Origin of the sequence: Pandoraea pulmonicola (assembly GCF_000815105.2) — a bacterium.
Lineage (GTDB): Bacteria > Pseudomonadota > Gammaproteobacteria > Burkholderiales > Burkholderiaceae > Pandoraea > Pandoraea pulmonicola.
In genome coordinates this window covers 4,415,149-4,441,427 of sequence record NZ_CP010310.2, presented here as the reverse complement: position 1 = coordinate 4,441,427, position 26,279 = coordinate 4,415,149, and the positions used below count along the sequence as shown (strand labels likewise).

General features: G+C 65.9%; 25 protein-coding genes. 9 read left to right on the top strand and 16 right to left on the bottom strand.

The features are described 5' to 3' along the window. Positions 1 to 11 precede the first annotated feature (11 nt). From RO07_RS18930 to RO07_RS18890, 9 genes are all read right to left on the bottom strand, one after another. Positions 12 to 1,580, bottom strand: a complete 1,569-nt coding sequence (locus tag RO07_RS18930; RefSeq protein ID WP_039404853.1) for an ABC transporter substrate-binding protein — start codon at positions 1,578 to 1,580, stop codon at positions 12 to 14. Between the two features lie 60 nt (positions 1,581 to 1,640). Next, a complete protein-coding gene (locus RO07_RS18925; RefSeq protein ID WP_084072708.1) occupies positions 1,641 to 2,729 on the bottom strand; it encodes an ABC transporter ATP-binding protein in 1,089 nt (362 codons plus the stop codon). After that, positions 2,726 to 3,754, bottom strand: coding sequence for an ABC transporter ATP-binding protein (locus RO07_RS18920; RefSeq protein ID WP_237171295.1), 1,029 nt, complete (start codon positions 3,752 to 3,754; stop codon positions 2,726 to 2,728). The genes RO07_RS18925 and RO07_RS18920 overlap by 4 nt, the downstream gene beginning before the upstream one ends. 8 nt (positions 3,755 to 3,762) lie before the next feature. Then, positions 3,763 to 4,644, bottom strand: a complete 882-nt coding sequence (locus RO07_RS18915; RefSeq protein WP_039412862.1) for an ABC transporter permease — start codon at positions 4,642 to 4,644, stop codon at positions 3,763 to 3,765. Between the two features lie 74 nt (positions 4,645 to 4,718). Then, complete coding sequence (locus tag RO07_RS18910; protein WP_039404850.1) at positions 4,719 to 5,693, bottom strand: ABC transporter permease; 975 nt, start codon at positions 5,691 to 5,693, stop codon at positions 4,719 to 4,721. Continuing rightward, entirely contained in the window at positions 5,690 to 7,168 is a 1,479-nt protein-coding gene (locus RO07_RS18905; protein WP_039404849.1) for a flavin-containing monooxygenase, read from the bottom strand. Before RO07_RS18905 ends, RO07_RS18910 begins: the two co-directional genes overlap by 4 nt. Beyond that, on the bottom strand, positions 7,165 to 8,145 hold the full coding sequence (locus RO07_RS18900) for a LysR family transcriptional regulator (RefSeq protein ID WP_039404847.1): 981 nt from the start codon (positions 8,143 to 8,145) through the stop codon (positions 7,165 to 7,167). The genes RO07_RS18905 and RO07_RS18900 overlap by 4 nt, the downstream gene beginning before the upstream one ends. A 275-nt stretch (positions 8,146 to 8,420) precedes the next feature. After that, complete coding sequence (locus RO07_RS18895) at positions 8,421 to 10,079, bottom strand: 3'-5' exonuclease family protein (RefSeq protein ID WP_052266722.1); 1,659 nt, start codon at positions 10,077 to 10,079, stop codon at positions 8,421 to 8,423. A 57-nt stretch (positions 10,080 to 10,136) separates the two neighbouring features. Further along, complete coding sequence (locus tag RO07_RS18890) at positions 10,137 to 10,619, bottom strand: DUF2471 family protein (RefSeq protein WP_039404846.1); 483 nt, start codon at positions 10,617 to 10,619, stop codon at positions 10,137 to 10,139. Positions 10,620 to 10,805: 186 nt separating this feature from the next. Here RO07_RS18890 and RO07_RS18885 point away from each other — a divergent pair, with 186 nt between their 5' ends. Continuing rightward, positions 10,806 to 11,525, top strand: coding sequence for a glutathione S-transferase C-terminal domain-containing protein (locus tag RO07_RS18885; RefSeq protein ID WP_039404845.1), 720 nt, complete (start codon positions 10,806 to 10,808; stop codon positions 11,523 to 11,525). Between the two features lie 36 nt (positions 11,526 to 11,561). Here RO07_RS18885 and RO07_RS18880 read toward each other — a convergent pair whose 3' ends face one another. Next, positions 11,562 to 12,740, bottom strand: coding sequence for a GGDEF domain-containing protein (locus RO07_RS18880; RefSeq protein WP_039404844.1), 1,179 nt, complete (start codon positions 12,738 to 12,740; stop codon positions 11,562 to 11,564). A gap of 147 nt (positions 12,741 to 12,887) precedes the next feature. Here RO07_RS18880 and RO07_RS18875 point away from each other — a divergent pair, with 147 nt between their 5' ends. Then, positions 12,888 to 13,472: a DUF4019 domain-containing protein gene (locus tag RO07_RS18875; protein ID WP_084072706.1), complete on the top strand. Its 585-nt coding sequence runs from the start codon at positions 12,888 to 12,890 to the stop codon at positions 13,470 to 13,472. A gap of 134 nt (positions 13,473 to 13,606) precedes the next feature. Here the strand turns inward: RO07_RS18875 and RO07_RS18870 are convergent, their stop codons facing one another. From RO07_RS18870 to RO07_RS18860, 3 genes are all read right to left on the bottom strand, one after another. Then, positions 13,607 to 14,044: a VOC family protein gene (locus RO07_RS18870; RefSeq protein WP_039404843.1), complete on the bottom strand. Its 438-nt coding sequence runs from the start codon at positions 14,042 to 14,044 to the stop codon at positions 13,607 to 13,609. Between the two features lie 265 nt (positions 14,045 to 14,309). Then, positions 14,310 to 14,894 carry a GntR family transcriptional regulator gene (locus RO07_RS18865; RefSeq protein ID WP_160118100.1) on the bottom strand — a complete coding sequence of 195 codons (585 nt, stop codon included), beginning with the start codon at positions 14,892 to 14,894 and terminating at the stop codon, positions 14,310 to 14,312. Between the two features lie 509 nt (positions 14,895 to 15,403). Next, positions 15,404 to 15,691, bottom strand: coding sequence for a hypothetical protein (locus RO07_RS18860; protein WP_052266719.1), 288 nt, complete (start codon positions 15,689 to 15,691; stop codon positions 15,404 to 15,406). Positions 15,692 to 15,976: 285 nt separating this feature from the next. On the opposite strand from RO07_RS18860, the gene RO07_RS26945 reads away from it, so the two are divergent. Further along, positions 15,977 to 16,543, top strand: coding sequence for an alpha/beta fold hydrolase (locus RO07_RS26945; RefSeq protein ID WP_418303691.1), 567 nt, complete (start codon positions 15,977 to 15,979; stop codon positions 16,541 to 16,543). Here the strand turns inward: RO07_RS26945 and RO07_RS18850 are convergent. Together RO07_RS18850 and RO07_RS18845 are read right to left on the bottom strand one after the other, a co-directional pair. Beyond that, complete coding sequence (locus RO07_RS18850) at positions 16,528 to 17,079, bottom strand: GNAT family N-acetyltransferase (RefSeq protein ID WP_039404842.1); 552 nt, start codon at positions 17,077 to 17,079, stop codon at positions 16,528 to 16,530. The two genes, RO07_RS26945 and RO07_RS18850, sit on opposite strands and share 16 nt — an antisense overlap. Further along, the gene (locus RO07_RS18845; RefSeq protein WP_039404841.1) at positions 17,076 to 17,666 is read right to left on the bottom strand and encodes a helix-turn-helix domain-containing protein; all 591 of its coding nucleotides are present in this window, start codon (positions 17,664 to 17,666) and stop codon (positions 17,076 to 17,078) included. The genes RO07_RS18850 and RO07_RS18845 overlap by 4 nt, the downstream gene beginning before the upstream one ends. An 83-nt stretch (positions 17,667 to 17,749) precedes the next feature. Here RO07_RS18845 and RO07_RS18840 point away from each other — a divergent pair, with 83 nt between their 5' ends. The 6 genes from RO07_RS18840 (at position 17,750) to RO07_RS18815 (ending at position 25,319) form a co-directional block, all read left to right on the top strand. Further along, positions 17,750 to 18,253 (top strand): GNAT family N-acetyltransferase, encoded by a 504-nt coding sequence (locus RO07_RS18840; RefSeq protein ID WP_039404839.1) that lies wholly within the window; start codon positions 17,750 to 17,752, stop codon positions 18,251 to 18,253. 554 nt (positions 18,254 to 18,807) lie between these two features. After that, entirely contained in the window at positions 18,808 to 21,813 is a 3,006-nt protein-coding gene (locus RO07_RS18835) for a xanthine dehydrogenase family protein molybdopterin-binding subunit (RefSeq protein ID WP_039404837.1), read from the top strand. After that, on the top strand, positions 21,810 to 22,562 hold the full coding sequence (locus RO07_RS18830; RefSeq protein ID WP_039404835.1) for a (2Fe-2S)-binding protein: 753 nt from the start codon (positions 21,810 to 21,812) through the stop codon (positions 22,560 to 22,562). Before RO07_RS18835 ends, RO07_RS18830 begins: the two co-directional genes overlap by 4 nt. Positions 22,563 to 22,735: 173 nt before the next feature. After that, positions 22,736 to 24,016, top strand: a complete 1,281-nt coding sequence (locus RO07_RS18825) for a cytochrome c (protein WP_039412851.1) — start codon at positions 22,736 to 22,738, stop codon at positions 24,014 to 24,016. A 62-nt stretch (positions 24,017 to 24,078) separates the two neighbouring features. Beyond that, positions 24,079 to 24,762 carry a helix-turn-helix transcriptional regulator gene (locus RO07_RS18820; RefSeq protein ID WP_039404833.1) on the top strand — a complete coding sequence of 228 codons (684 nt, stop codon included), beginning with the start codon at positions 24,079 to 24,081 and terminating at the stop codon, positions 24,760 to 24,762. Positions 24,763 to 24,941: 179 nt separating this feature from the next. Continuing rightward, a complete protein-coding gene (locus RO07_RS18815) occupies positions 24,942 to 25,319 on the top strand; it encodes a VOC family protein (RefSeq protein ID WP_039404832.1) in 378 nt (125 codons plus the stop codon). 106 nt (positions 25,320 to 25,425) lie between these two features. Here RO07_RS18815 and msrA read toward each other — a convergent pair whose 3' ends face one another. Further along, entirely contained in the window at positions 25,426 to 26,226 is an 801-nt protein-coding gene (msrA, locus tag RO07_RS18810; protein ID WP_039404830.1) for a peptide-methionine (S)-S-oxide reductase MsrA, read from the bottom strand. Positions 26,227 to 26,279: the final 53 nt, after the last annotated feature.

Below are 26,279 nucleotides of genomic sequence, written 5' to 3'. Positions count from 1 at the left end.
GGCGCGCCGGCTCACTTGGCGGCCTTGGTCACTTGCATCGCCACCGTGCGATCGCTCGTGAACGGCGTGACCTTCAGCCCCTTGCGTGCGGCCCAGATGTTCTGGTAGTGATACAGCGGGATCACGCCCACGTCGTCCGACACCACCTTGACCGACTGACGCAGAATCGCCTCGCGTTTGCCTTCGTCGAATTCCGCGGTCGACGCATCGAGCGCCTTGTCCACGGCCGGGTTGCTGTAGTGGCCCCAGTTCGAGGCGCCCAGCCCTTTCTTGGCGTCGACGGTCGCGAGCACGTTCACGAGCGCATAACTCGCTTCACCCGTGCCGTTGCCCCAGGCGAGCATCGACACGGCGTATTCGTTCTTGTTCGCGCGGCCTGAGTACACGGCCCAGGGCACCACTTCCACCTGCGTCTTCACGCCGATGCGCGTCCAGAACTGCGCCACCGCCTGCGCCGTTTCCGGACCTTGCGGGTAGCGGTCGTTCGGCACATGCATCGTCAGCTTGAAGCCCTCGGGGTAACCGGCCTCGGCGAGCAGCTTCTTGGCCTGAGCGGCGTCGAACGCAATGTCCTTCACTTCGGGGTTGTAGCCGAACGTGTCTTTCGGCATCCATTGATTGGCCACGCTGGCCGTGCCCTGCATGATGCGCGTGACGATGGCTTCACGGTTGATGGCGAGCGAGAGTGCACGGCGTACGCGCACGTCGAGCAGCGGGTTCTTCGCCAGTGGCTTGCCGGCGTTGTCGGTGATGTACTGATTCGAGCCTTCTCGGAAGGACGGTTGCAGCAGCATCACGCGCAGGCCCGGGTACGGGAACACCGTCACGTTCGGCGACTTCTTCAGGCGCGGGATGTCCGACGCCGAGACCTTGTCGATCACGTCCACGTCGCCGGCGAGCAGGGCTGCCGTACGGGCGGCGCCGTTGTTGATGTAGCGATAGTCGACTTTCTCCCACTCGGACTTGCCGGCCCAGTAGTTGTCGTTGCGCACCATCTCGACGCGATCGCCCGGCGTGTACGAAACGTACTTGAACGGGCCGGTGCCGACCATCGCGCGTCCGGCGTTGTAGTCGTCGGTGTTCGATTTCTCGCCCACATGCTTGCTTACGATATGCACCGAAGCGAGATTCAGCGGCAGATCCGGGTTCGGTATCTTTGTCTTGACGACGAGCGTGAGCGGATCGGGCGAGCTCATCGTGTCGATGGTGCGCAGGTAGCCGGCGTACGTCGCCACACTGCCCGGCACGTTGCGTGCGCGCTGATACGAATAGATCACGTCGGCGGCGGTGAATGGCTGACCGTCGTGCCATTTCACGTTCGGGCGCAGCTTGAATTCCCACGTCTTGGCGTCGAGCGCCTTCCACGACACGGCGAGGCCCGGCTGCAGCTTGTTCCACTTGTTCTCGACGAGCAGATCCCAGAAGTGCAGGTCGACCGAGCGATCGCCCGCGTGGTTGTTCAGTTGCGGATCGAGCGAGGACAGCGGGTCGGCAAAGGCGATGCGCAGCGTCTGGGCGGAGGCCGCGGCGCTCGTCGCGAGCAAGGCGGCCGCCAGCGAGGACAACAAGAAGCGTTTCATTATCAATCCTGGTCGTTGAAGAGTGAAAGAAGGCGAAGACGTCGAGCGTCTGCGGGCATATCAGGCGTCATTCAGATGACAGGCGCTCACGTGGTTGATGGCCACGCCGCGCAGCGTCGGCACCTCCGTGCGGCAGCGCGGCATGGCGTGCGGGCAGCGCGGATGGAAGTGACAACCGCCCGGCGGCGCAATCGGGCTCGGAATTTCGCCGCGAATCGCCGAGAACGTCTTGTGACGCACGTCGATGCGCGGAATCTCGGCGAGCAGCGCTTGCGTGTACGGATGGTTCGCGCGGCGGAAGATCTCTTCGACCGGCGCACTTTCCACGATGCGGCCCAGATACATGATCACCACGCGGTCGGACAGGTGCTCGACCACGCCGAGATCATGGCTGATGAACACGTACGTGAGACGCAGTTGCTCGCGCAGGTCCATGAACAGGTTGAGGATCTGGGCCTGGATCGACACGTCGAGCGCCGCGACGGCCTCGTCGCATACCAGCAGATCGGGCGCTACGGCCAGCGCGCGGGCGATGCCGATGCGCTGACGCTGCCCGCCGCTGAACTGGTGCGGATACCGGTGACGCAGTGCCGGATCGAGGCCGGCGCGCTGCAACTGGGCGCTGACATAATCGTCGAAGCCCGCCCGATCGGTCAGGCCGTGCACGAGCGCGCCTTCGCCGACGATGCGGTCGACGCGCAGCCGCGGATTCAGACTCGCGTACGGATCCTGGAAGATCATCTGAATCTTCAGGCGAGCGTCGCGCCGCTCTTCGGCGCTCAGCGATTCGGCCGGACGGCCGTGAATCTGAATGTCTCCGGAAGACGGCTTGAGCAACCCCGCGAGCATGCGTCCGAGCGTGGATTTGCCGCAACCCGACTCGCCGACGAGGCCGACGACTTCGCCCGGCTTGACGATCAGGTCGACGTTGTCGACGGCGTGCACCACGGCCGGCGGATGGGCGAGGCCGACGCGCCCGAGCAGGCGCTGCGCCGCACCGACGCGTCGTTCGCCGAAGCGCTTGCTCACGCCGCGCAGCGACACGATGGGCACGGGCAGCGTGGCGCTCGGGCTGTTCGATTTGCCGTAGCCGGCGCTTACGGGCTGGCCAGGCTGGCCTGGCTGGCTTTGTGGCAGCGGCGAGTTCATACCATCTCCTTTTGCAGCGCGGCGCCCGGATGGAAGCAACGCACCAGGCGGCCCGGCGATGTCTGCGTGATCTCGGGCCGCTGTGCGCAGGCCGCGCTGGCATACGCGCAGCGCGAGGCGAACGCGCAGCCGGCCGGCATGGCGAGCAGATTCGGCGTCATGCCGGGAATCTGGCGCAGACGCTGGCCGCGCTTGTTCAGACTGGGCAGGCTGCCGATGAGGCCTGCGGTGTAGGGGTGCTGTGGCGCATCGAGTACGGCGTCGACCGCGCCTTGTTCGACGATGCGCCCCGCATACATCACCGCGACCGTATCGGCCAGGCCGGCGACGACCGACAGGTCGTGCGTGATCCAGATGAGCGCCGTGCCGTGCTGACGAGCGAGCTTCTGCACCTCCGAGAGGATCTGCGCCTGAATGGTGACGTCGAGCGCGGTGGTCGGCTCGTCTGCGATGATGAGATCGGGGCGGTGGAGCATGGCAATCGCAATCGCCACGCGCTGACGCATGCCGCCCGAAAGCTGATGCGGATACGCGCGCAGCCGCTCGTCCGGGCTCGGAATGCCCATCATGCCGAGCGTGTCGCGCGCCAGCTCGCGGGCCTGCGCTTTCGAAACGCGCTGATGCGCGCGCACCGCTTCGATCATCTGTACATCGACGCGCAACACCGGGTTGAGCGTCATCATCGGGTCCTGAAAGATCATCGCGATGCGATTGCCTTGCAGACGACGCAGCTCGGCGGGCGACAAGCGCGTGAGATCACGCCCCTGGAACAGCACCTCGCCGCCGACGATGCGGCCCGGCGCATCGACCAGACCCATGATCGAGAAGCCGGTCACGGACTTGCCCGAACCCGACTCGCCAACCAGCCCCATGATGTGGCCGGGCGGCAACGAGAACGACACGTCGTCCACGGCGGGGAGCGTGCCCGCGCGCGTGACGAACTGCGTGCGCAGATTGCGCACTTCCAGCGTCAGCGAAGACGACGCGGGAGGCGAGGAGGAAGACGAGGAAGAGGGGGAGGACACGGCGCCGCTCATTTCTGCAACCTTGGATTGAACACGTCGCGCAGGCGATCGCCCACGAGATTGATGGCGACGACCGTCAGCAGCAACGCCAGGCCGGGATACACGCTGATCCAGTACTCGCCGGAGAGCATCGTCTGATAGCCGTTGGCGATGAGCAGGCCCAGCGAAGGCTCGGTGATCGGCACGCCGAGGCCGAGGAACGAGAGCGTCGCTTCGAGCGTGATGGCGCGCGCCACTTGCAGCGAGCCCACGACGATCAGCGGCGGCAGGCAGTTCGGGAGAATGTGGCCGAGCACGATGCGCCAGTTCGGAATGGCCTGGCAGCGCGCCGCTTCCACGTACTCGCGGCGCGACTCCACGAGCGCCTGTCCGCGCGCCGTGCGGGCGAAGTACGCCCATTCGAGCACCACCAGCGTGAGCACCACGTTGCCGATGCCCTTGCCGACATAGGCGAGGATCATCAACGCGATGAGAATCGACGGGAACGACAGCAACAGGTCGACGAGCCGCATGATGAAGGCGTCGACGCGTCCGCCGGCATAGGCCGCGACGAGCCCAAGAATCGTGCCCAGGATGCCGGCGACGAGTGCCGAGCCGACACCCACGCCCAGGCTGATGCGCAGGCCGTAGATGATGCCCGAGAGCAGGTCGCGGCCCTGGCCGTCGGTGCCGAGCCAGTAGGTATACGTGGCGGCGCCGTTGGCGGTGCCCGGCGGCAGACGCGCGTCCATCACGTCGAGCTGCATCAGGTCGTACGGATTTTGCGGCGTGATCCACGGTGCGGCGAGCGCGGCGGCCACCAGCACCACGAGCAGGACAAGCCCGAGCATGGCGCTCTTCGAGCGCAGGAACTCGCGCACGCCTTGCTGCCAGGGCGACTCGCGGCGCATCGGTACCGGTTCGGCCGCGAACGCCGGCGCGGGATTGCCGCCGGGCGAGGAAGGGGACGGCGGATTGAGCGACATCAGGCAGCGGCCTCCACGCGCACTCGCGGATCGAGCCACTTGTAGAGCACGTCCACGATCAGGTTGAGCGACACGAACAGGCACACCACGACGATGAGATACGCCACGATGACGGGGCGGTCGAGCGAGTTGATGCTGTCGAGAATGAGCTTGCCGGCGCCGGGCCAGGCGAACACGCTTTCCGTGACCACGGCAAACGCGATGGTCGACCCGAACTCGATGCCGAGCACGGTGACCAGCGGAATCAGCGTGTTGCGCAGCACGTGCATGACGACCACGCGCAGCGGCGAGAGTCCCTTGGCGCGAGCAAACTTCACGAAGTCCTGCGGCAGCACTTCCGTCACGCCGGCGCGCGTGAGACGCAGCACCAGCGAGATCTTGAACAGCGCAAGATTGAGCGCGGGCAGAATCAGGTGACGCAGACCGTCCGCGGTGAGAAACGACCATTCCACGCCGAACACGTTCACCGTCTCGCCGCGACCACTCGCCGGCAGCACGCCCAGATGCACCGAGAAGAACATGATCAGCATGAGGCCGACCCAGAACGTCGGCAGCGAGAAGCCGACGATGCTTCCCGTCATGAGCAGCTTCGAGATCGGGTTGCGCGGATAGAGGCCGGCGAACAGGCCGAGCGGAATGCCGATGAAGACGGCGAGCACCAGCGCGGCGAAGGCCAGTTCCAGCGTGGCGGGCAGGCGTTGCAGAATCAACTGGATGGCCGGCACGTTGTACACGAAGCTGTTGCCCAGTTCGCCATGCAGTGCGCCGCCGAGGAACGACAGGTACTGGCGCCACAACGGCTGATCGAGGCCGAGTTGCGCGATGATGCGCGCGCGATCGACCTGATCGACGTCCTGCCCGATCAGGATGTCGACCGGATTGCCGATCGCATGCAGGCCGATGAACACGATGAGCGTCATCAGCCAGACCACGAACACCGCCTGCAGCACGCGGCGCAGAATCCAGGCGCTCATGCCGTGCGCTCCTTGCCGGGCTCGGCATCGAGTGGCGGCGGGGCCGGCGTCCACTCGTCGCCGTAGACTTCCGGCTCGGCGTACGCCTCCATGTTCGCGTAATGATGTTCGACGTCCTCACGATAGAACGTGCCGGCCAGCGCTTGTGCCAGACGCTTCGCACCTTCGCTCACGGCCGGAATGTCGCCGGAGAGCGCGCCATGCGAGAGCGTGGCCGGCGCGCAGAAGCAATGGATGCGCTCCAGTCCCGGGCACGCGCCGGGCGTCTTTTCGAGAAACTCGAAGGACGGGCCCAGGTCCGGCGAATCCGACAGTTCGATGTCCTCGTCGCCGGCGGGCGGCGTGTAGCGGTCGCTCCACTTGCGCACAAACTTCGCGAACGGTGCGAATTCCGGACGGCTCGTGATATCGATGCGGAAGCCGGTGGCGAACACGAGGAAGTCGAGCACGAAGGTGCCCTTCGCGGTGCGCACGTGCAAGGCGTCGCCGACCGGCGTGACGTCGAGGATCGGCGCGCCGAGGTTGAAGCGCGCGTTCTCGTGACGCGACACGCGCAACGTGCTGCCGCGCGGCGGCGGCACCTGCTGCACGTTGACGTAGTGGCGGATGCGCCACTTCCATTCGTCGGGCAGGTTGACGTGGCCGTGCGTGAGGCCCGGATTGCCCGCCCCCTTGCCCTTGTTGATGCGCGGAATGTCGGCGCGGCGGATGAGCAGGTCGACGCTGGCGGCGCCCGCTTCAAGCGCGGTCGCGGCGCTGTCCATGGCCGAGGCACCCGCGCCGATCACGCCGACGCGTTTGCCGCGCAGCGTGGCGTAGTCCATGGCGTCGGACGAGTGCGCCCAGAAGCGGCGCGGCAGGTCGCGCGCGAAGCCGGGCACGGTCGGTCCGCCCAGGCCGTCGCGGCCCGTGGCGAGCACGACGTGACGCGCGTAGACCGTGCGCTCTCCCTCGGGCGACGTGATCGACAGCGCCACAATACCGTCGGCCCCGATCGGCGTCACAGCCGTCACGCGATGCTCGTTGCGCACGTCGATGGCGAGCACCTCGCGGTACCAGCGCAGATAGTCCATCCATTGCAAGCGGGGAATCTTGTCGAGCGCTTCCCAGGCGTCGAGCCCGAACTGGGCTTCGAACCATGCGCGGAACGTGAGGGCGGGCAGGCCGAGCGCGGGACCGGTCAGTTGCTTGGGCGAGCGCAGCGTTTCCATGCGCGCGGTCGTGGCCCATGGGCCTTCGAAGCCGCGCGGCGACTGATCGAAGATCACGGCGCCGACGCCGAGATGCGTGAGCGACGCCGCGGCCGCCAGTCCGGCCATGCCGCCGCCGACGATGGCGACGTCGAGCACGGGTTGATCGCGGAAAGTGCGTTCGGGGACCCAGCGCTTGGCGGGCAGTTCTAGCCAGGCGAGGTCCTGACGCAGACGCGCTTCGAGCGCGCGCAGGCCGGTGGCGGAGGTTGAGGACTGAGTCATGACGACGATGCTTCCTTGAGTGCGGGCAAATCGCCGTAGAGCGACTGCAGGACTTGGGCGTGTTCGGTGGCGGCGCGCTGTGCGAAGTCGGGCAGCAACTGTCGCGCGGCATCGGCCAGGGCGCCGACGAAGGCGAGCGCGGCGGGCGACGGCTCGCGCGCGTCGCGGGTGATGACGCCGAAGAAAAACGGGATATCCGCGTCGATGGGGCGCACGGCCACGCCTTCGAGCGGCAGTCCGTACGCCGTCACGGGTTCGAGCACGGCGACACCGAGCCCGGCGCGCACGGCGCTCATCGCGTTGATCGACGCGTTGGTCTCGATGAGACCGACCGGCGCCACGCCGGCTTGCGAGAAGGCCTGGTCGAGACGGCGGCGCAGCCGGTAGGGGTTCTGCATCGTGATGATGCGCCGCCCCGCGCACGCGGCGAGCGGCAGGCGCTCGTGACCGGCAAGCGGATCGTCGCTGCGCACGGCCGCCACGCAGGCCGATTCGCCGATCCAGTGCACCACGATGCCGCGATGCTCGAGCGGCAGGCTCGTCACACCGATGTCGGCCGCGCCGGTGAGCACCGCATGCACGACCTGTTCGGGCGAGGTGCTGCGCATCTGGATGTGGACGGTGTCGTGCGCGAGCCCCGGCAGGGCGAGGGCGGCCGGCACGAGTCCGGCGGCCAGTGCCGACGTCGCAGCCACGTGCAGCGGGCGGCTCTGACCGCGCGCGATCTCGTCGGCGCGGGCGCGAATCTGCTGGAGCCCGGCCAGCACGTGCTCGACGTCCTCGAACAGCAGGAAGCCCTGCTCGGTCGGCGTGACGCGTGGACCGCTGCGGGCGAACAGGGCGTAGCCGATTTCGGCTTCGAGCTCCTGGATCATCCGCGTGATGGCCGGTTGCGAGCGCCCGAGCAGACGTCCGGCCGCGGTGACGCTACCGGTCGACATGACTGCCGCGAAGGCCTCGAGTTGTCGTAATTCCATCTGGCTCGGTGTGGCGGGGTGTTGCGGTGGGGAAGCGGGAGCCGCACACGTGCCCTGTGCCAGCCCCCGTCATCGACGACGCCACGGCCATCGATGACGCAAACCCTGTTGTATTCGGATTGCGTATTCTTCGACCTTTAGCATGCGCCTTGCAAATACTTAATATTTATATGCTCATTCTCGGGCGTGCAAAGGCGGGTTTTGCCTAGGTGACGGCGGGGGGAAATAAATAGAAGTGGGCGGGCATGTTCGGACGGGACGCCGCCCGGCGGCCGTCACTGGCTGTCGAACGGCAGCCGGTACTGGGCGGGGTCTTCGGGGCGGGGCGGTCGGCGTCGCAACAACGACGGGCGGCGCTTCACGGGCGCGGCTTCGGGAGGGGCGTCGGGCGTCAGGCGAAACGCGGGGCGCGTCAGACGCAGTACGACGAGCGGTGCGGGGGCGGACGTCGATGCCGCCGGCGCGTCGTCCGGTGCGAGCGAGGCGGCGAGACGCTTTCCCAGCAAGCGATGAATGTCGGGGTCGAAGCCGGTGACGGCGGGCATGTCGTCGAGCAGCGTGTCGAACGCGGCTGGTGACGTCACGCTGCCCAGGTATTGCCAGCGGTCGATGACGTGATATTCGACCTCGGGACCGCCGTCGCACGCACCGCCTGTGCCGCGCTCCTCGATGGCGATGGGCCCCTCGTACGGCCACGTCTTCAGATGCAGCGCGCGGAGGGCGTCGCGCACGCGCGCGGTATGTGCGTCGAGCGGCGCTTCGCCGACACAGACGCCGTCACATCGTTTGACCTGATAGCCGAAACACGGCCGGTCTGCCGCGACCTTCTCCAGCCCAAGCTGGGCGCAGCACAGCCGGTGCTCGTCCGCCAGCGCACGCAGCGCGCTCTCCGCGCCGCTGCGCGATGTGAACGTGCCATGCAACGTCCCGGCGCTTGCGAAGTCGACCGTCTTCGCATTGACCAGTTGTGGCGTGTCGTCATCCGCGCCGAGTTGCCAACTGTAGAGACTGGACGCACGGCGCAGCAGGCGGTTGTGCACCGGCTGCAGTTGTTTGACCCACTGCGATTCGAGCAGGAGGGCGCCCAGCTCGCCGACGGTGCGTCGCACTTCCACGCGCCGGATCTCTTGCGAGATGCGCAGATCCTTGGCCACCTGGTGATCGCTGGAGAAGTGCGAACGCACGCGCGCCCGGACATCGACGCTCTTGCCGACGTAAAGCAACGTGTCGCCTTCGCCGTAGAAGAGGTAGACGCCGGGGCCGTCGGGCAGGGCGTCGATCGCTTCGTCGGGCAATTGCGGCGGCTGGCTCGAGCGTTTCGTGACGCGCTGCACGGCCCGTGCGATCAGGTCGGGCGTGTAGACGGTGTGGAGTTTCTGCCAGAACTGCCAGAGCAGATCGGCATCGGCCAGCGCCCGATGGCGCCCGAGCGGGGCGAGGCCGAAGCGTGCGATGAGGGCATCCAGGCCATGCCTCGCGGCAGAGGGAAACAGCAGGCGCGACAGACGCACGGTGCACAGCACGTCCGCCTGAAACGCAATGCCCGCGCGCTTGAATTCGTTCTTGAGGAAGCCGTAGTCGAACCGCGCGTTGTGCGCGACGAACAGCTTGCCGTGCAGTCGCTCCGCCAGACCTTCGGCGAGTGTGCCGAACGATGGCTGGCCGCGCACCATTTCGTTCGTGATGCCGGTCAACCTTTGAATGAAGGGCGGGATGGGTTCGGCCGGGTCGAGCAGGGTGCTCCACTGTTCCACGCCGTGCGGACCGACTTCGACCACGCCGATTTCGGTGATGCGGTCGTCGAGCGCGTTGCCGCCGGTCGTCTCCAGATCGACGAACACCATCGGCGCAGGCAGCGAGCGCGCGAGCACGTCGGGATCGATCGCTTCGGCAGCGACCTTCGCTTGCGCGGATTCGACGGCGATTTCCATCATGTCGCTGTGTGTTGTGCTATCCGAAGTGAGCGAGGTCGCCCAGGCCGCTCGAGCAGCTCAGGCCGCCCACGACGAACCGCGTGCGGGCATGGCGGAAGCGGCCGGCGCGGCGGCTGCGGATCGGATCAGCGTCGCGGCATCCTCGCCGTGCGAATCTTCGCCGGCGAATGCGGCGACGATGGCCCGGAACACGGCGGGCGCGGGTGCGTCCGGCCATTGCAGGTCCACCGGTGCATCGAGCGGCGGCAGTTCGCCGGCGCGGCGCAAGGCCTCGTCGCCGGGCAGGCGCAGAACACTGGCCAGCACCCAGGCTTCGTGCCGGGCGTGCAGGCCGATGTCGGCTTCCGCTTCGTCGGCAATTGCGACGAGCGTGCGCCAGTCCAGCCGGTCCGACATGATGCCGGCCGCGGCCTCACCCCCGGATGTCTCGTGTCCGGCGTGGCGGCGAAGTTCGTAGCGCGCGGCAATCTCCCGCACGATGCCGGCAAGGTCGCGTTCGGCGGCGCTTAGCGCCAGTTGATCCCAGTCGATGATTTCCATAAGACGTTCCTCGATTGGGGAACATAATACTGTATAAATTCACAGTGTGCGAGTCAGGTCTCGGGGACCCTCTGCACAGCCTTCGGCGGGCGGTTGTGTTGCCTGTAAAGCAGGTAAACGCTGAAAACGAGTCGGCGTCGGCATGTAATACTCTGCGCCATTCCCACTGCACAGGAGCTGCCCCTGATGTTGACCCTGTACACCTTCGGCCCCGCGTTCGGGATGCCGGACGCCAGTCCTTTCGTGGTCAAGGCCGAGATGCTGCTCAAGCTCGCCGGCCTGCCGTATCGGACGGACCGCGGCGGCTTTCGACGCGCCCCCAAGGGCAAGCTGCCGTATCTCGACGACGACGGACAGATCGTGGCGGACTCCACGCTGATCCGGCTGCACATCGAGCGCAAGTACGGCTTCGACTTCGACGCCGGGCTCACGCCCGAGCAACGCGGCGCCGCATGGATGTTCGAAAAGGCGCTGGAAGACCATTTCTACTGGCACGTGGTGCAAGAGCGCTGGTGCGACGACGAGAATTTCGCCAAGGGACCGGCGTCGTTCTTCAAGGCGATTCCCTGGCCGGTGCGGCCGCTCGCGCAGGCGTTCATCCGCCGCAAGGTTCGAGGCACGCTGCACGGGCAGGGTACGTCGCGCTTCACGTCGCAGGAGCGGGCGCAGTTGCTCGCGCGTGGCGCTCTGGCGACCGCGGAGCTGCTCGGCGACAAGCCGTACTTCTTCGGCGACAAGCCGTGCGGCGCCGATGCCACCGCCTTCGGTTTCATCGGGAGCGCGGCGTCGCCGCACTTCCGCATGACGTTGCGCGATGAAATCGGGAAGCATCCGAACCTGACGGCCTACGTGACGCGCATGCACCGCGAGTTCTTCGCGGAGAGCGGGAACGGCTCGGGGCGTTGAGCGCGCTCGGTGGGGACGACGTGAAGTGGCGCTGACTCAGCCCGCCTCGGGGGCTGTCTCGTCGCTGGAAAGTACGTCGGAGAGCACGAGGTTGCGCCCGGAGATCTTGGCGGCATACAGCGCGCGGTCGGCGCGCATGCACAGTGCTTCGAAGCTCTCGTTCTCGTGCCAGGTCGCCACGCCGCCGCTCAGCGTGTAGTGGCAAACGCCGAACGGTCCGGCCACGAGATGGCGGCTCGCCTGCGTGCGCAGACGTTCGGCAATGCGGATCGCGCCGCCGGTATCGGTGCCGGGCAGCAGCACGGCGAACTCTTCCCCGCCCAGACGCCCGAAGGAGTCGCCCTCGCGCAGCGTGTCGCGCACGAGCTTCACGAACTCGCGCAGGACGGTGTCGCCCCCCGCATGGCCGTGCGTGTCGTTGATCTGCTTGAAGTGATCGAGATCGATGACGACGATGGACAGCGGCCAGCCGCGGGCCAGCGCGCGCCCCATCTCCTGACGTGCCATCAGGTCGAAGCGCTTGCGCGAGAGCGCCCCCGTCAGGTAGTCGCGGTTGGCGGCTTCCTCGGCCGTGGCGAGCATCGCATCGTGAATCATCAGCACCGAGCCCATGGTCATGGCCGGCATCACGATCGAGCCGATGGTGAGCATCACGGCGTTGAACGTCGTGGGGGCGAACACCTCGGGCCCAGGCGCGGGCGTCATGCCGAAGACCAGGCCCCGGATCGCATGCCCGATGGCGAAGGCCGCCGCGAGACCGGCCGTGAGCCAGTAGTTGTAGGGGTGACGGCGCGGCGGGATGTGGCGCACGATGAGCACGGCCGTGGCAAGCAGCATCGCCGCGTGTAAACCGGAGACGAGGATGACGCGCGCCTGGGGATTGTCGACGCCGTAGAACCAGAACAGGATGGCGGCCGAGAACACGCCCAGCAACGCCCCTAACGCGCGCCAGTGCTGCGGTTGACCGAGAAAGCGCGCGCAACCCGCGTAATAGAGCAGCAGGCCGCCCGCGAGCGTGATGTTGGCGACGGGAATCGAGAGGACATCGGGCACCACGCCGCGCAGGGCGAAGAGCGGCAGCGCGACGAGCACCGCGGCGTTGGCGCCGCACCATTCGCGCACGCCTGCCACGCGCGAACGCAGCAGCGATCCCACGATCAGCAACATCATGAAGCTGAGCAGTGAGGTGATCGCGAGCAAGGACGTCGTCAACATGATGATGACAGCGGGGGGAGCGGCATGTGTTGTGCATTGTAATGTACGCCGCGTCGCGCGTTACAGCGTGACACCATTACAGCGTTGCCGCGGCGCACGCCGGTAGAATGTCGGGCGGGTCTTTCCGGTTTTCAGGAGCTTGCGTCGATGCCGTGGTTTCACCTCTCACCCTTTGCCCCTTTTTCCCAGATTTTCCGCCTTTCCCATCGCGCCCTCCCGTTGCGTTCGGGCTGGTTTCGTCAGGTGACGCTTGCGTTCGGCGCCGCCGCCGCGCTGGCGGCGCCGGCCGTTCACGCACAGGAACCGATGCAGCGCCGCTCGGCGCAGCCGCCGCTGTTCGCCGCGCCGGCAAGCAATGTCGCGGCGCCCGCGGCCGACATCAATCGCGACGTGCGTCCGGCCCTCGAAGCGGCGAATCTCTGGCTCGGTCTCGTCGACATCAACCGCGCGGGTCAGAGCTGGGAGCAGGCCGCGCCGGTCTTCCAGCGCGCCATTTCACCTGACGCGTGGGCCGACAACCTGCAGGTCGCGCGTGCGCCGCTGGGCAAGGTCAAGTCGCGTAAAACGAAGGACGCGGTTTTCACACGCACCATTCCCGGACAACCCGACGGCGAGTATGTGGTGATTCAGTACGACACGGCGTTCGAGCACAAGCTCGACGCGCACGAGATGGTCACCATGGTCTTCGGTGTGGATGGCCGTTGGCGGGTCGCCGGTTATCTGGTGCGCTAGATAGACCTTCGGGAGATCGTCGGGGCGCCCCTGATTCGCTATGTCAAAACTCCGCCCGCTCGGCAAGCGGGCGAAGGCGCGCCTCGCTCGCCTACGACGGGCATTCCGCAAACCGCCATGGCGCTTTCAGTGGGTCACTTCAATGCTTCAATATTGGCGATGGCGATTTTGTTTTGATCCAGATCTCTAAAATAAGCCAGGTAGAGCTTCCAGCCGATTCCTTCGTCGCTTCTGATACCAGGATCGCCTTCATTCCGCCCGCCCAGGCGTAGCGCTTCGGCGTGAACGTCCTTCACGATGTCTTCGTTTGCCGCGGGAAATGCCACCATCGTTCCGTTGCCGTGCGTGGCAGGTTCTCCGTTGAACGGTCTGATGAGGGCAAAGAGAGGGGCGTCCGGCCTGGCCTTGTCGCCATAGATGACTTCCACTACGCCATCCTCTTGGGTTTCCTTGTCCTTTCCGGGAATTTCGAACAGTTCCGTGATATCAGGGTTGAGCTTTGCAAAGATGGCGCCATAAAACGCCCGGCTTTTCTTTATGTCCCTGACGCCTACGGTGACGTAACTGATCATGATCGACTTTCCTGTTTCGTTGGGGAGAGGAAAATCCTATTAATACACGGGGTTTTTCTGAATGCGCCACGATCGCCGTAAAAAGGGACAAGTCCCGGCCGCAGATTGCCGTCCGAGGAGACGTGACCCAGCCGGGAATTCATCGCCGACGAGCCGTCTCGGCCGTGAATTACGGAAAATGCGCGTCAGCCCTTCTTTGGGCATGAAGGGCTGACGTGGCGCTGTACAGTATCGTCGCCGTGCACGTTCGCCCGGCGCATCGCGATCAGCGCGGCAGGGCGGGCTCGACGATGGCCCGCGTCGTCTCGACGTGAGCGCGTGCGATGCGCTCGGCCGCATCTTCGTCATGAGCGCGCAGCGCGGCAAGCAATTCGCGGTGCTCGCGGTTGGTGGCGATCAGTTGTTCGTCCGAGAACATGACGGGCACACGCAGCGCCCAGTAATAGAACTGGGCGCGTTCGTGAAACTGGGCGAGCACCACGTTGCCGGCCGCTTTCGCGACCTGTTCGTGGAATTCCGTGTTCAGGCGGTTGAGCGCCAGCCGTGGCCGATGGCCGCCCGGCTCCATCTGTTCGATGAGTGCGGCGAGCGCGTCGCAGGCCTCGGGCGTGATCTTGCGTGCCGCCAGCCGGGCCGTCTCGGCCTCGATGGCCGCGCGGCTCTCGAAGATGGCCTGGATCTGCAGATGGTCGACGCCCTGGACTTCCCAGCCGCGATTGCGGGCGATGAGGCCTTCGCCCTGCAGGATCAGCAACGCTTCGCGCACGGGCGTGCGGCCGACGTTCAGCAACTGGATCAGATCGTCCTCGATGAGGCGCTGCCCCGGCTTGAGCTCCGAGTCGAGAATCATGCTGCGGATTTTCGTCCGTACTTCACCGGTAATCAGGTTGCTGGGCGCTTTCATCTGATGCGTGTATTCCATTGAGCGGCGTGCACGCCGGGACTTCGGCGAGATGCTGCGTCGGAGCGGGATGCCGGACATCGCTGCGTTGCGCCCACCCCCTCCGTGCCGCAGCGGATTTTACCGAGTTTCCTTGTCCCTCCTGAAAACCGTTCTCGACGCGTCAACGTCGCCCCAGTCATGCGTTCGATGGAAGAATGCGCTCCGGTTTTACGCAATTCTTTCGGTTTCCAAAGTGAGAGCTTGCTTATACGCACGTTTGAAGTATTGATAAACGGCAGCAAACCCCGCCGCAGTGGGGTTCGCGCTCACTTACTTTGGCGTGTGTGGGGTGTGAGCACCCACAACGATAGCGTTGCGGGTACCGAAACATATTCGAGGCGGGGACGTCGAGAAATTAATTAATATGTGAATTAATTGATTGGCGGATTTTACAAATACCCCTTGAATTCGAGGGGTTATGCCGGCGTGTCTCGTTTGGCCGTGACCTGCCAGATGTTGCGCTCGCCGGCCGGGGAGAGCAGCCAGTGCTTGGCGGGGAGTAGGGTGCCGGCCGCGGTGCGGTATGCCGCGACGTCGAGTGCGAGCGCATCGTCGGCGAGACGTCGGCACAGGCCGGTGCTGCCCGCGCCATCGCTGAATTCGAGCACGACATCCTGCGTGGCGCCGGCCGCGAAGGGCGGTTCGTCCAGCGCCGTCAGACGGGCGCCGGGATACAGATGGGTGTGATGCACATGAAATCGCATTCGACCCTCTTCGTTCGATATATCTAAATTTTGAAGTAAATAACTTTAAAGTTCATTGTTTATTGTTGTTTTTGATGCCAATGGGCGGTTCTTATCGACGATGACTCAATTGTTCGTCGCTTCATTCACCGTCCTCACCTATGCGCAGGTTCGGGAGGCCCTGATCCAGCCGTAAAAGGACGGCCTGATGATTCAACACGATACTGCGTATCCGAGACGCTGTGCCTAACGCAGAGCCATCGGCGGTGTCTGCCCGTTGGTCGCCGGTTGGGACGGTGGCCGGCAATGCACCGGGTGGACCTGCTTCGGCAACGGAGGTCCACTGCGGCACACTGCAGGCGTAGACATTTGCCGTGGCGCAATCGGGCCATCGTCTCCCTCGGCTTTGCGCCTTCTTCGCGTGTGCCACGACACGCCCTCGCTCATGACGCCATTGCAACACTGGCAAACAACACGCATGCGCTGCTCGCCTCGCTGGGCATTCAGGACGTTACGATCATCGGCCACTCGACCGGCGGCATGCTCGCCGTACGATATGCGCTGATGTATCCGGCCGAGACGCAGCAACTCGTCCTGGTCAATCCGATCACTTTTCACCGCCGGAAGTGCAGGCGCGCATCGGCCATTACCCAGCGTTGGCGAAAGCGACGCAGGCGGCCATCGCCAATTCGGTCTCCGTGGAGTTTCCGGAACTCGGTCACGCGCCTCAGATGCAGGACCCCGCCGTGTTTCACAAGGCGCTGCTTGACGGGCTGGCTGCGCTGTGCTGACGCGGAGGTCGTTTGCATAGTCCGTCCGCCGTCCCCCCCTCGTTCTATCGAGGTTGCCGGCGGGCGTCAGAGGTGCTTGTAGTAGAACGTCGTCGCGCAGAACGCCCCGTCGGGCATGAGCGCGTACTTCGGCACCTCGCCGGCGTGCTGCCAGCCGGCGCGCTGGTAGAGTCGCTCCGCATCGCCGCCCGTGACCGTATCGAGCACGAGTACGTGACGCCCTTCGGCCCGTGCCACCTCGTCGAGCGCGTCCATCAACTGCCGGGCCACCCCCTGACGTCGCGCAGAGCGGTGCACGAGCATCTTGGCCACGTCGGCGCGATGCGGCTGGTTTTCAGGCAGGTCGAGCACGAGTTGCACCGTGCCCACGATTTCTCCATCAGGCTTTCCACCGGATGCCGCCGATGCGCGCCGTGCAACGAGCAATGCGCGTTCGCCGTGCGCCACGCCGTCGGCCACCTTGCGCCAGAAGGCGGTGGCGCGTTCGCGCGCGAGCGGCAGCATGAAGCTCACCGACGCGCCGCCTTCCACGCAATCGATCAGCACGTCGGCGAGGGCGTCGATGGCGGCAGCGGCCTGCGTGCCATCGAGGCGTTGCACGGTAATGATGGGCGTCACGGTATTCTCCTGGCAGGGACGAACGGCAGCGTAACGAGTCCGACGAGATAGCGCGCCGTTGCCGTTGTGGGGTTGTGATAGCCGATCGGTTGATCGAGCCGCATCGCCAGGCAGTCGCCGGCGTCGAGCCGCCACGTGGTCTTGCCCAACGTGACTTCGATGGTGCCGCCGATCACCCAGATCTGCTGCCACACTTCGTTCTCGCGTGCGCCGGTGTCGTACGCGACACGCTCGCCCGGCGGGAATTGCACCTCGACGAACTGCAACGGCGACGGCTCGGCAGGCGACAGATTGCGCCGCACGTAGCCCGAGTCCGGGTCTCGCCACACCGGCTGGTCTACGCGGCGGGAGACGGGCGAGGGCGGCGCATCGTCGCGCACCTGAGTGTCGAAGAGCGAAGCGAGCGTGACGTCGAGCGCCGTGGCAAGCTTGTCGAGGACGTTGGCCGTGGGACTCGTTTGCGCGCGTTCGATGAGCGAAATGCTCGAGCGACTCACGCCGCTGCGCTCGGCAAGCGTGTCGAGGGAGTAGCCGCGCTCGCTGCGCAGTTCGCGCACACGTCGGGCGATGCGTTCGTTGATATCCATGGCATCCAGTTTAATAGAAATAAATTTCCAGTAAAATGGAGGAATCGTTTGCCGATTTATCGTCCACTTCACCGAAGGCTCTCATGACCGCCACACTCATCGTTCGCGATGCCACCGACGCCGACCTCGCCGTCATTCGCGATATCTACAACGATGCCGTCGAACACACGACCGCCATCTGGAACGAAGTGCTCGTGGACGTCGAGAACCGGCGTGAGTGGTTGGCCGCGCGCGTGAAGCGCGGCTATCCCGTCATCGTTGCCGAGCGCGACGGCGAGGTCGTGGGCTACGCCTCGTTCGGCGACTGGCGCGCGTTCGACGGCTATCGCCACACGGTCGAGCATTCGATCTACATCGACAAGCGTGCGCGTGGCGCGGGTCTCGGCGAGACGCTCATGCGCGAGCTGATCGCGCGCGCCCGCGCCATCGGCGTTCACGTGATGATCGCCGCTATCGAGGCGCAGAACACCCCGTCGATCCGTCTGCACGAGAAGCTCGGCTTTCGCATCGTCGGCACGTTCGGCGAAGTGGGCACGAAATTCGGTCGCTGGCTCGACCTGACATGCATGGAACTGCGCATCGACTGAATGAAGTCGCGCGAAGGCGCACATTGCACCAAGGTCAGGACCGCGCTGTGTTCGAACGGATACAGCGTCATCCCTCATCACGCATAGGCAACATCACGACACGCGAATATTCGCTGTTCCCACCCACGGCGTGGTGCGCAATGCGCGGCATGCACGCCGTTTTCTCATGCAGTGCGTCAACTCCAATCTTGTCATTCCCATAGGCGGCGTGTAGCCTTGGAACGTCCGGTGTCACTCATGAAGCGTGGTTTCATAAAACTTCACTAGCACGTCACGGCAGGTGAATGTCACGTAGTGTGAACATGCCTCGTGGTCATGGGCGTCTTTGGCGTCGGGTGGCCCCGTGATTGTTGCCATGCGGTTCGCAGGTTTGCGCTTTGTGATGCTGATACGTCCCCCAAAACAAGACGGACGGAACGCATATGCCGCGCCTGCCAAGAAAACACTGTCCTCCAGCGGCGGTGTCGAGCGATGACGCTCGCACTCACGCTGCTTCCGAATTCCCCGAATCTCCTCGATCGTCGCCGCATCCGGAGACATCTCCCGGGTTCGCGATGTCGCGTCGCGGCTTCCTGAAAGCGTCGGTCATCGCGGGCATTTCCGTGTATGTCGCGCCGATGGGCAGCCGTGCCTTCGCGGCGCTGTTCGAAGACAAGAACCTTACGCCGGTGGCGTGGGACGCCGCCAAGGGCCAGGCGAAATTCCGTATCGACGGCACGGCCAAGGTGACCGGCGCGAAGATCTTCGCGCGCGATGTGCGCGCGCGCGACATGCCCGGCTGGCCCGTGCAGCAGGCACACGCCTTCGTGCTGCGCACGACGCTGGCCGACCGGCCGTATCTCGGCTTCGACCTCTCGCGTCTCGACGATGGCCTGCAACCCGATCGCATCGTGACGGCCGAGGATCTCGTGCGCGACGGTCTTGCCTTCCCAGAGTTCTACGGCGCCGACATGCTGCTGCCGGCCGGCAAGACGCCGGCGTATCTCGGCCATGCGGTAGCCATCCTGATCTATCGCGACTTCACGCGTTTTCGCTTCGCCAAGGACCGGCTCAAGTTCCACGACGAGATCATTCGCTATGGCGAGGTGACCGGGCCGCTCGAACGCGACCCGTGGGGCAGCTTCCGCTACGTGCGGGTGGGCGGAAAGACGCCGTATGACGACGATGTCTATTCGAGCCTGAAGGACGCACCGATCTTCCCGAGCATGATGCGCAAGCACCTGCCAGTCTGGCCGGACGGCAACGACCACGGCAAGCTCGACGAACAGGGCATGTCGCATGCCGCCCGGATCGGCGAATCGCTGTCGAATCCGCCGGCGAACTGGCTGGTGATGTCGCGCGAATACAGGACACAGTCGGTGGACACCGCGGCGCTCGAGCCCGATAACGCCAACTGCTGGTACGACGCGGCCACGCAGACCTTGCATATGGTCGTGCCCACGCAGTCGCCGTCCGAAGTCGCGGAGAACGCGGCGACGATGGCAGCCAAGGGACGCTTTCCGGTCAGGCGTCTGATGGTCTACCCGTGCTACACGGTCGGCTACGGCTCGAAGGACCACTACAACATGCCGTACTACGGCCTGGCTGCCGCGATGTATGGCGACGGTCTGCCCGTGCGTCTCGCCAACGATCGTTACGAGCAGTTCCAGACGTCGCTCAAGCGTCATGCGTTCACCCTGCGCTATCGCATCGGCGTGGACAGGGAAAGCGGCATGCTGCAGGCCTTTGCAGGCGATATGGAGTGCAATGGCGGCGGGCGCATGAACTTCTCGCCATCGGTCGCCATGGTCGGTGCGACGGCCGCGCAATCGATCTACTATTTTCCGCGCAGCGATTTGTCGAGCGTGGCCATCGCCTCGCGTGCGATCGACGCCGGCTCGGCACGTGGCTACGGCACGCTGCAATCGATGGCCGCCACCGAGATGATGATCGACGAGATCGCCACACAACTCGGCGTTGACGCCATCGACTTCCGTCTCAAGAACGCGCTGCGCTCGGGGATGAAGAACACGCAGGGCGCGATTCCCGCCGGTGCCGTGCGCGTGGACGAGGTGCTCGCGCGCGCCAAGGCGCACCCGCTGTGGACGGGACGCGACAAGAAGAAGGCCGAGTACGAGGCGGCGCACCCGGGGCGTCGCTATGGCGTGGGTTTCGCGTGCGTGCAGAAGGACTTCGGCACGGGCGCCGAGACCTCGTTCGCGCGTGTCGAGATCGACGAGAACGGCAGGATTTCGCTGCATCACACCGGCGCCGAGATCGGCACGGGAATGTCGACCTCGCAGGCCGTCGCCGTGGCGAAATGGCTGGGCATGCCGGCCACCGACGTGCACGTCGCGATCACCGACTGGCCGGAGCTGCCGGTGGTGACGAGCGGCGACCCGTACCTGATGTCGCAGGCCGACCAGGACAGGCTCGCGGCGAATCCGCGCTGGTCGCCGGGATACGCGTCGCCGTCGAGCGCGACGAACTCGGCGTTCTACTTCACGCACAGCACGCGCGAGGCGGCACGTCTGCTGTTCCTGCAAGGCCTGTGGCCGGCGGCGCTGTCGATCTGGCGTCGCGGGCTGGGCGGCGGCCAGGCGGCGCCGCTCGTGGTCCGCGCGGAAGATGCACGCTGGGTGGAAGGCAAGCTCACGGCCGCGGGGCTCGAGGCGCTGCCGCTGCCGTTGCTGGCGAAGACCGCCTACGAGTTGGGACTGGCGACGGGAGCGACGGTCCACGTCTTCAACCGCTGGCAGTGGGCCGAAGCCGATTGGGACCTGGGCGACGGCGTCACGCAGCGTCTGCCGGTCGACGGCATTGCGTTGCGCTTCGGCAAGGCCGGCGCGAACGCGGGGGGCGCGGGTGGGGAGGGCGCGGCTGCCGCGCAAGCGCAGTCGCTGCAGACGCCGCTCGCCAGAGGCGCGCACCGCAGCGGCAACGCGCCGGCGAAGTCGGCGTCGCCCGCCGTGGCGGCGGCCGCGGCAAGCGGCGCGCAGGGGGCCAGGGGCGCACCGTCGCCCAATGCGGGCATCGCAGGCGTGCAGGTGACGGCGCCCACGCCCGGTAGCGGCTACCGCGTGTTCGATCGCAAGCGGGTGTACTACCCGCCGGTGCAGCGCAACAACGCGGCGGTGACTTACTACAGCGCGGTGGGCGCGCTCGTCGAGCTGTCGGTGCATGAAGCGAGCGGCAAGGTCGAACTGCTCACGCATCACTCCATCATCGAGTGCGGCAATCAGATTTCGCCGCAACTGGTCTCGGGGCAGTTGCAGGGCGGTCTCGCCATGGGCATCGGCCATGCACTGCACGAGTATCTGCCGCTCTACGAGGACGGCCCCGGCAACGGCACGTGGAACTTCAATCGCTATCACCTGCCGCGCGCGGTGGACGTCGCCGTGTGGACGCAGACGAGCGAAGTGCTGCCGCCGATTTCCGAAACCGACGTGCCCAAGGGTATTGCCGAGGTGGTGATGATTCCCGTCGTGGGCGCCATCGTGAACGGCCTCGCGCACGCGATCGGCCATCGATTTACAGAGTTGCCGGTGACACCGGAGAAGATCCAGGAGGTACTGGCATGACGGACGCAACGAGCGCGCCGCAGGCCGCGTCGGACGCCAAGGGCCCGGCGGCAGCGGGACAGAATACGAAGCCGGCGGATAGCGGCAACAACGCCGCGTCGGCGCCGGCCGCGGCGAGTGCCGCGCCGGCGGCACAAACGACATCAGTGACACCGGAAACACAACCGGCGAACGGCGGGCAGGGCGCGGCCGGCGGCAAGAAACCGTGGGAAACGCTGCCCGTGACGGTGAAGGTGAACGGTGTCTCGCACGGCCCGATGGACGTGCCTGCCGGCATGATGATGATCGACTTCCTGCACGAGACGCTCGGTTTGACCGGCTCGCGTCTCGGTTGCGGGCAGGGCATCTGCCACGCGTGCGTGGTGATCGTCGATCACGCCGACGGGAGCAGCGAGACCGTGCGCACCTGCATCACCGGCGCAAACTATTTCGACGGGAAGACCGTGCGTACCGTGGAGGGGCATGCCACGCGCGACGCCGACGGCAAGCTCACGCTCGCACCGATCCAGCAGGCGTTTCTCGATCACTTCAGCTTTCAGTGCGGCTATTGCACGCCGGGCTTCGTGAACGCCGCCACGGTGCTGATCGAACGACTCAAGCGTCAGCCGGTGGTGCGCGCGGAGCTCGAAGCGGCGATCACGGAAGGCCTGAACGATCAGATCTGCCGCTGCACCGGATACGTGCGTTATTACGAAGCCGTGCGCGACGTCATTCTCAAGACGCCCGGTTGCGTGAAGGATGCGAAATGAGGGGGCACGTCATGAATCGACATCGCGTCACCCGGTGGAGCGCGCGCATCGCGAGCCTCGCCGTCGTGCTGCTCGTTGCGGCGTGCAACGACTCGACGGCCCCCAAGCCCCCCGAGCCGGCTCAGCCGCCCAAACCGAAGACGTCGACGATGCCCTCGCTCGTCCCGAGCGCGATGGCCGCGGAGGCGTCGTCAGGCGCGTCAGCGGCACCGGCGTCCGCCGCACCCGCTGTATCCGCTGTATCCGCCGCTTCGACAGCCTCGGCTGCCTCCGCCTCGCCTGTCGCGGCGTCCGCCGCCACGCCTGCAACGGGCGCGAAGGCTCCCTCGGAACTGATCGCGCGCGGCAAATATCTGGCGCGAGCCGCCGACTGCGCGGCGTGCCACACGAGTGCGGACGGTGCGCCGTTCGCGGGTGGCGTGCCGCTCAAGTCGCCGTTCGGTACGTTCTACGGTACGAACATCACGCCGGACAAGGACCACGGCATCGGCAAGTGGACGTCGGACGACTTCTATCGCGCCTTGCACGAAGGTGTCGCGCCGGACAAGACGCTGTACCCGGCCATGCCCTACACGTCTTACCGACAGATGACGCGTGCGGACAGCGACGCGATCTACGCGTACCTGATGTCGGTAAAGCCGGTCGCGGTACCCAGTCGCAAGCACGAACTGTCCTTCCCGTACAACATGCGCTTCGGCATGCGCGCGTGGAACTGGGTGTTCCTGAAGGACTCGCTGCCGGACGCCTCGAAGGGGCAATCGGCGGACTGGCTGCGCGGCCGTTACCTCGCGAATGCGCTGGGTCACTGCGCGGAATGCCATACGCCGCGCAGCGCCTTTGGGCAGCTCGATGGTGCGAAGCCGCTCGGCGGCGCTGCGCTCGCCCGCATCGCCGCGCCCGATCTGACGCCCGAAGCGCTGGCCGCACGCGGCTGGACGGTGAAGGATCTGCAGACGTTCTTCGGCACCGGCATCGCGCCGCAGGGCTCGGCGTTCGGCGAGATGTATCCGGTGGTGCATCTGAGCTCGCAGTACCTCACGCCCGACGATCTGCGCGCGCTGTCGACCTATCTGCTCGGCGACGCGCCGCCCGCGCCCAAGCCGCTGCCGCAGAGCCCCGACACGAGCAAGCTCACCGCGGGCCGCAATCTGTATCTCGCCGTGTGCGCCGGCTGCCATGCGGTGGACGGAATGGGCAAGCCGCACGTTGCCGTGTCGATGCTTGGCAACTCGACGGTACGCCAGAAAGACCCGCGCAACCTGGTCGTGGCCATTCTCGATGGCATCGAGCCGCAGAAATTCCCGGGGTTCGAAGCGATGCAGGACATGCCGGGCTTCGACAAGCGCCTGACCGACGCGCAGGTCGCCGAGTTGAGCAACTACCTGCGTGTGGCCTATGGCGGGCAGCCGGGCGACGTGAACTCGGAAATCGTGCGGCAATTGCGGCAGAAGTAACCGGGCGCCTTTCACCGACCGTGAAGTGCCGCCTCACGGGACATGGCGCATAATGACGCGCCATGTCCCGCACCCAACGTCTCTTCTCCCTGATGCAACTGCTGCGCCGTCACCGCTACCCGGTGGCGGGGGCGGCGCTGGCCGATTCGCTCGGCGTGAGTCTGCGCACGTTGTACCGCGACATTGCGATGTTGCAGGCACAGGGCGCGCATATCGAAGGCGCGCCGGGACTCGGCTACGTTCTCAAACCAGGCTTCATGCTTCCGCCGCTGATGTTCTCGGAGGAGGAGATCGAAGCCATCGTGCTCGGCTCGCGCTGGGTGGCCAAGCGCACCGACGGCGCGCTGGCCGAGGCGGCCGCCAACGCACTCGCCAAGATCGCCGCCGTGCTGCCGTCGGATCTGCGTGCGTCGCTCGAAACGTCCACGCTGCTCATTGGATCGGGCGATCCGCTGCCGCCGATGATCGTGGATCTGACCGTCATCCGCGAGGCCATCCGCGCCGAGCGAAAACTCCTGTTGGCTTACCGCGATGAGGCGGGACGCGTGTCCGAGCGCGTCATCTGGCCGTTCGCACTCGGCTTTTTCGAGCGCGTCAGGATGATCGTCGCGTGGTGCGAACTGCGCGACGGCTTCCGCCACTTCCGGGCCGATCGCGTCGAGGCAATGACGGTGACCGACATCCGCTATCCGCGCGGCCGGCGCGCCTTGCTCAAACACTGGCGCGAGACCACGGAACGGGAATGAGTCGGCGCCTCGGACGCCCCGCACTGCCTGCTGCCGGGCGTTTCAAATCGGCGTTCGACTGCTGACAAAAACTGACAGCATCCCTTCGTACGATGGCGTTCATGACAGCGCACGACGGCACCACGAATGGGGTGTCAGCAGTGCGACATGTCAGTCATCCAAAACGACAGGAGCTAGTCATGCTGCACCCGAACATGGTCAATCTGTATGTTGCGAGCCCCCCCGAAAGCGCGGCGTTCTATGCCGATCTGTTCGACCTCGAGCCGGTCGAAGCGTCGCCGGGCTTCGCGCTGTTCGTCTTCCCGTCGGGATTGAAGCTCGGTCTGTGGGCGCGCTTCGGCGTGGCGCCCACGGTGATTGCGCCGCCGGGCGGCAGTGAGATCGTGCTGCCGGTGGCGTCCAACGCGCATGTGGACGCAACGTGGGAGGACTGGAGCAGCCGGGGCATCACGATCCTGCAGGCGCCGACGACGATGGACTTCGGTCGCACCTTCGTGGCGTCGGACCCGGACGGTCACCGGCTGCGCGTCTACAAGCTGGCCGACGCGCCGAAGTGAGGGCACGAGGCTCGCAATGAAGCGATGACGTCATGAGGCGATCGGGGAGGGCAGGCGCGATGGCTTGCCGCTCCCCGACGTGCCTTGGACGGCGCTCGGACTTGCATCACTTCGCCGACGCGGTCTTCACGAGCGCTGGTGTATCCCGATACAGGGCGGGGAAGAGACGCTTGAGGTCTTTCACTTTCGGCAAATCGTTGACGACGATGTACGGATGCGTCGGATGCTCGGTCAGAAAGTCCTGATGGTAGGCCTCGGCGGCATAGAAGCCGGTGTACTTCTCCACCTTCGTCGCGATCGGTCTGCCGTAGGCGTGCGCGGCGTCGAGCTGGGCGATATAGGCTTCGGCCACGCGGCGCTGGGCGTCGTTCATGGGGAAGACGGCCGAACGATACTGCGTGCCGGCATCCGGCCCCTGACGATTGACTTCGGTCGGGTTGTGGGCGACGGAAAAGTAGATTTGCAGCAACTTCCCGTAGGAGACCTGCTGCGGATCGAACGTGACCTGCACGGATTCCGCGTGCCCGGTCGCGCCGCTGCTGACGGTTTCGTAGTCGGCGGTTTTCGCCGTGCCGCCGGCGTAGCCGGAGACGGCCCGCGTCACGCCCTGCACATGCTGGAAGACACCCTGGACGCCCCAGAAGCAGCCGCCGGCGAACACCGCCGTCTCGGTGCGCGCGCCGGTGGTCGGCTCATCGAGTTTGGGGGCCGCGATCGCCACGGCCGGCTCGGCGCCGCCGAATGCATACGCGCCGACTTGCCAGACGAGGACCCCGGCGGCCGCGGCCGCTGCGCCGAGAAGCGCGCGGCGAACGCGTGATGCAGCAGACGGCTTGCGGCGCGACGCGCCGTGGCTCGAGGGGGGGGACGGCTGGGCTGACGACTGAAGCGGATCGAACGGTTTCATCTGAAAACTCCTGGCGCCGGCGGACGCCTCGTTGTGGCGGTGAGGGTTGACGT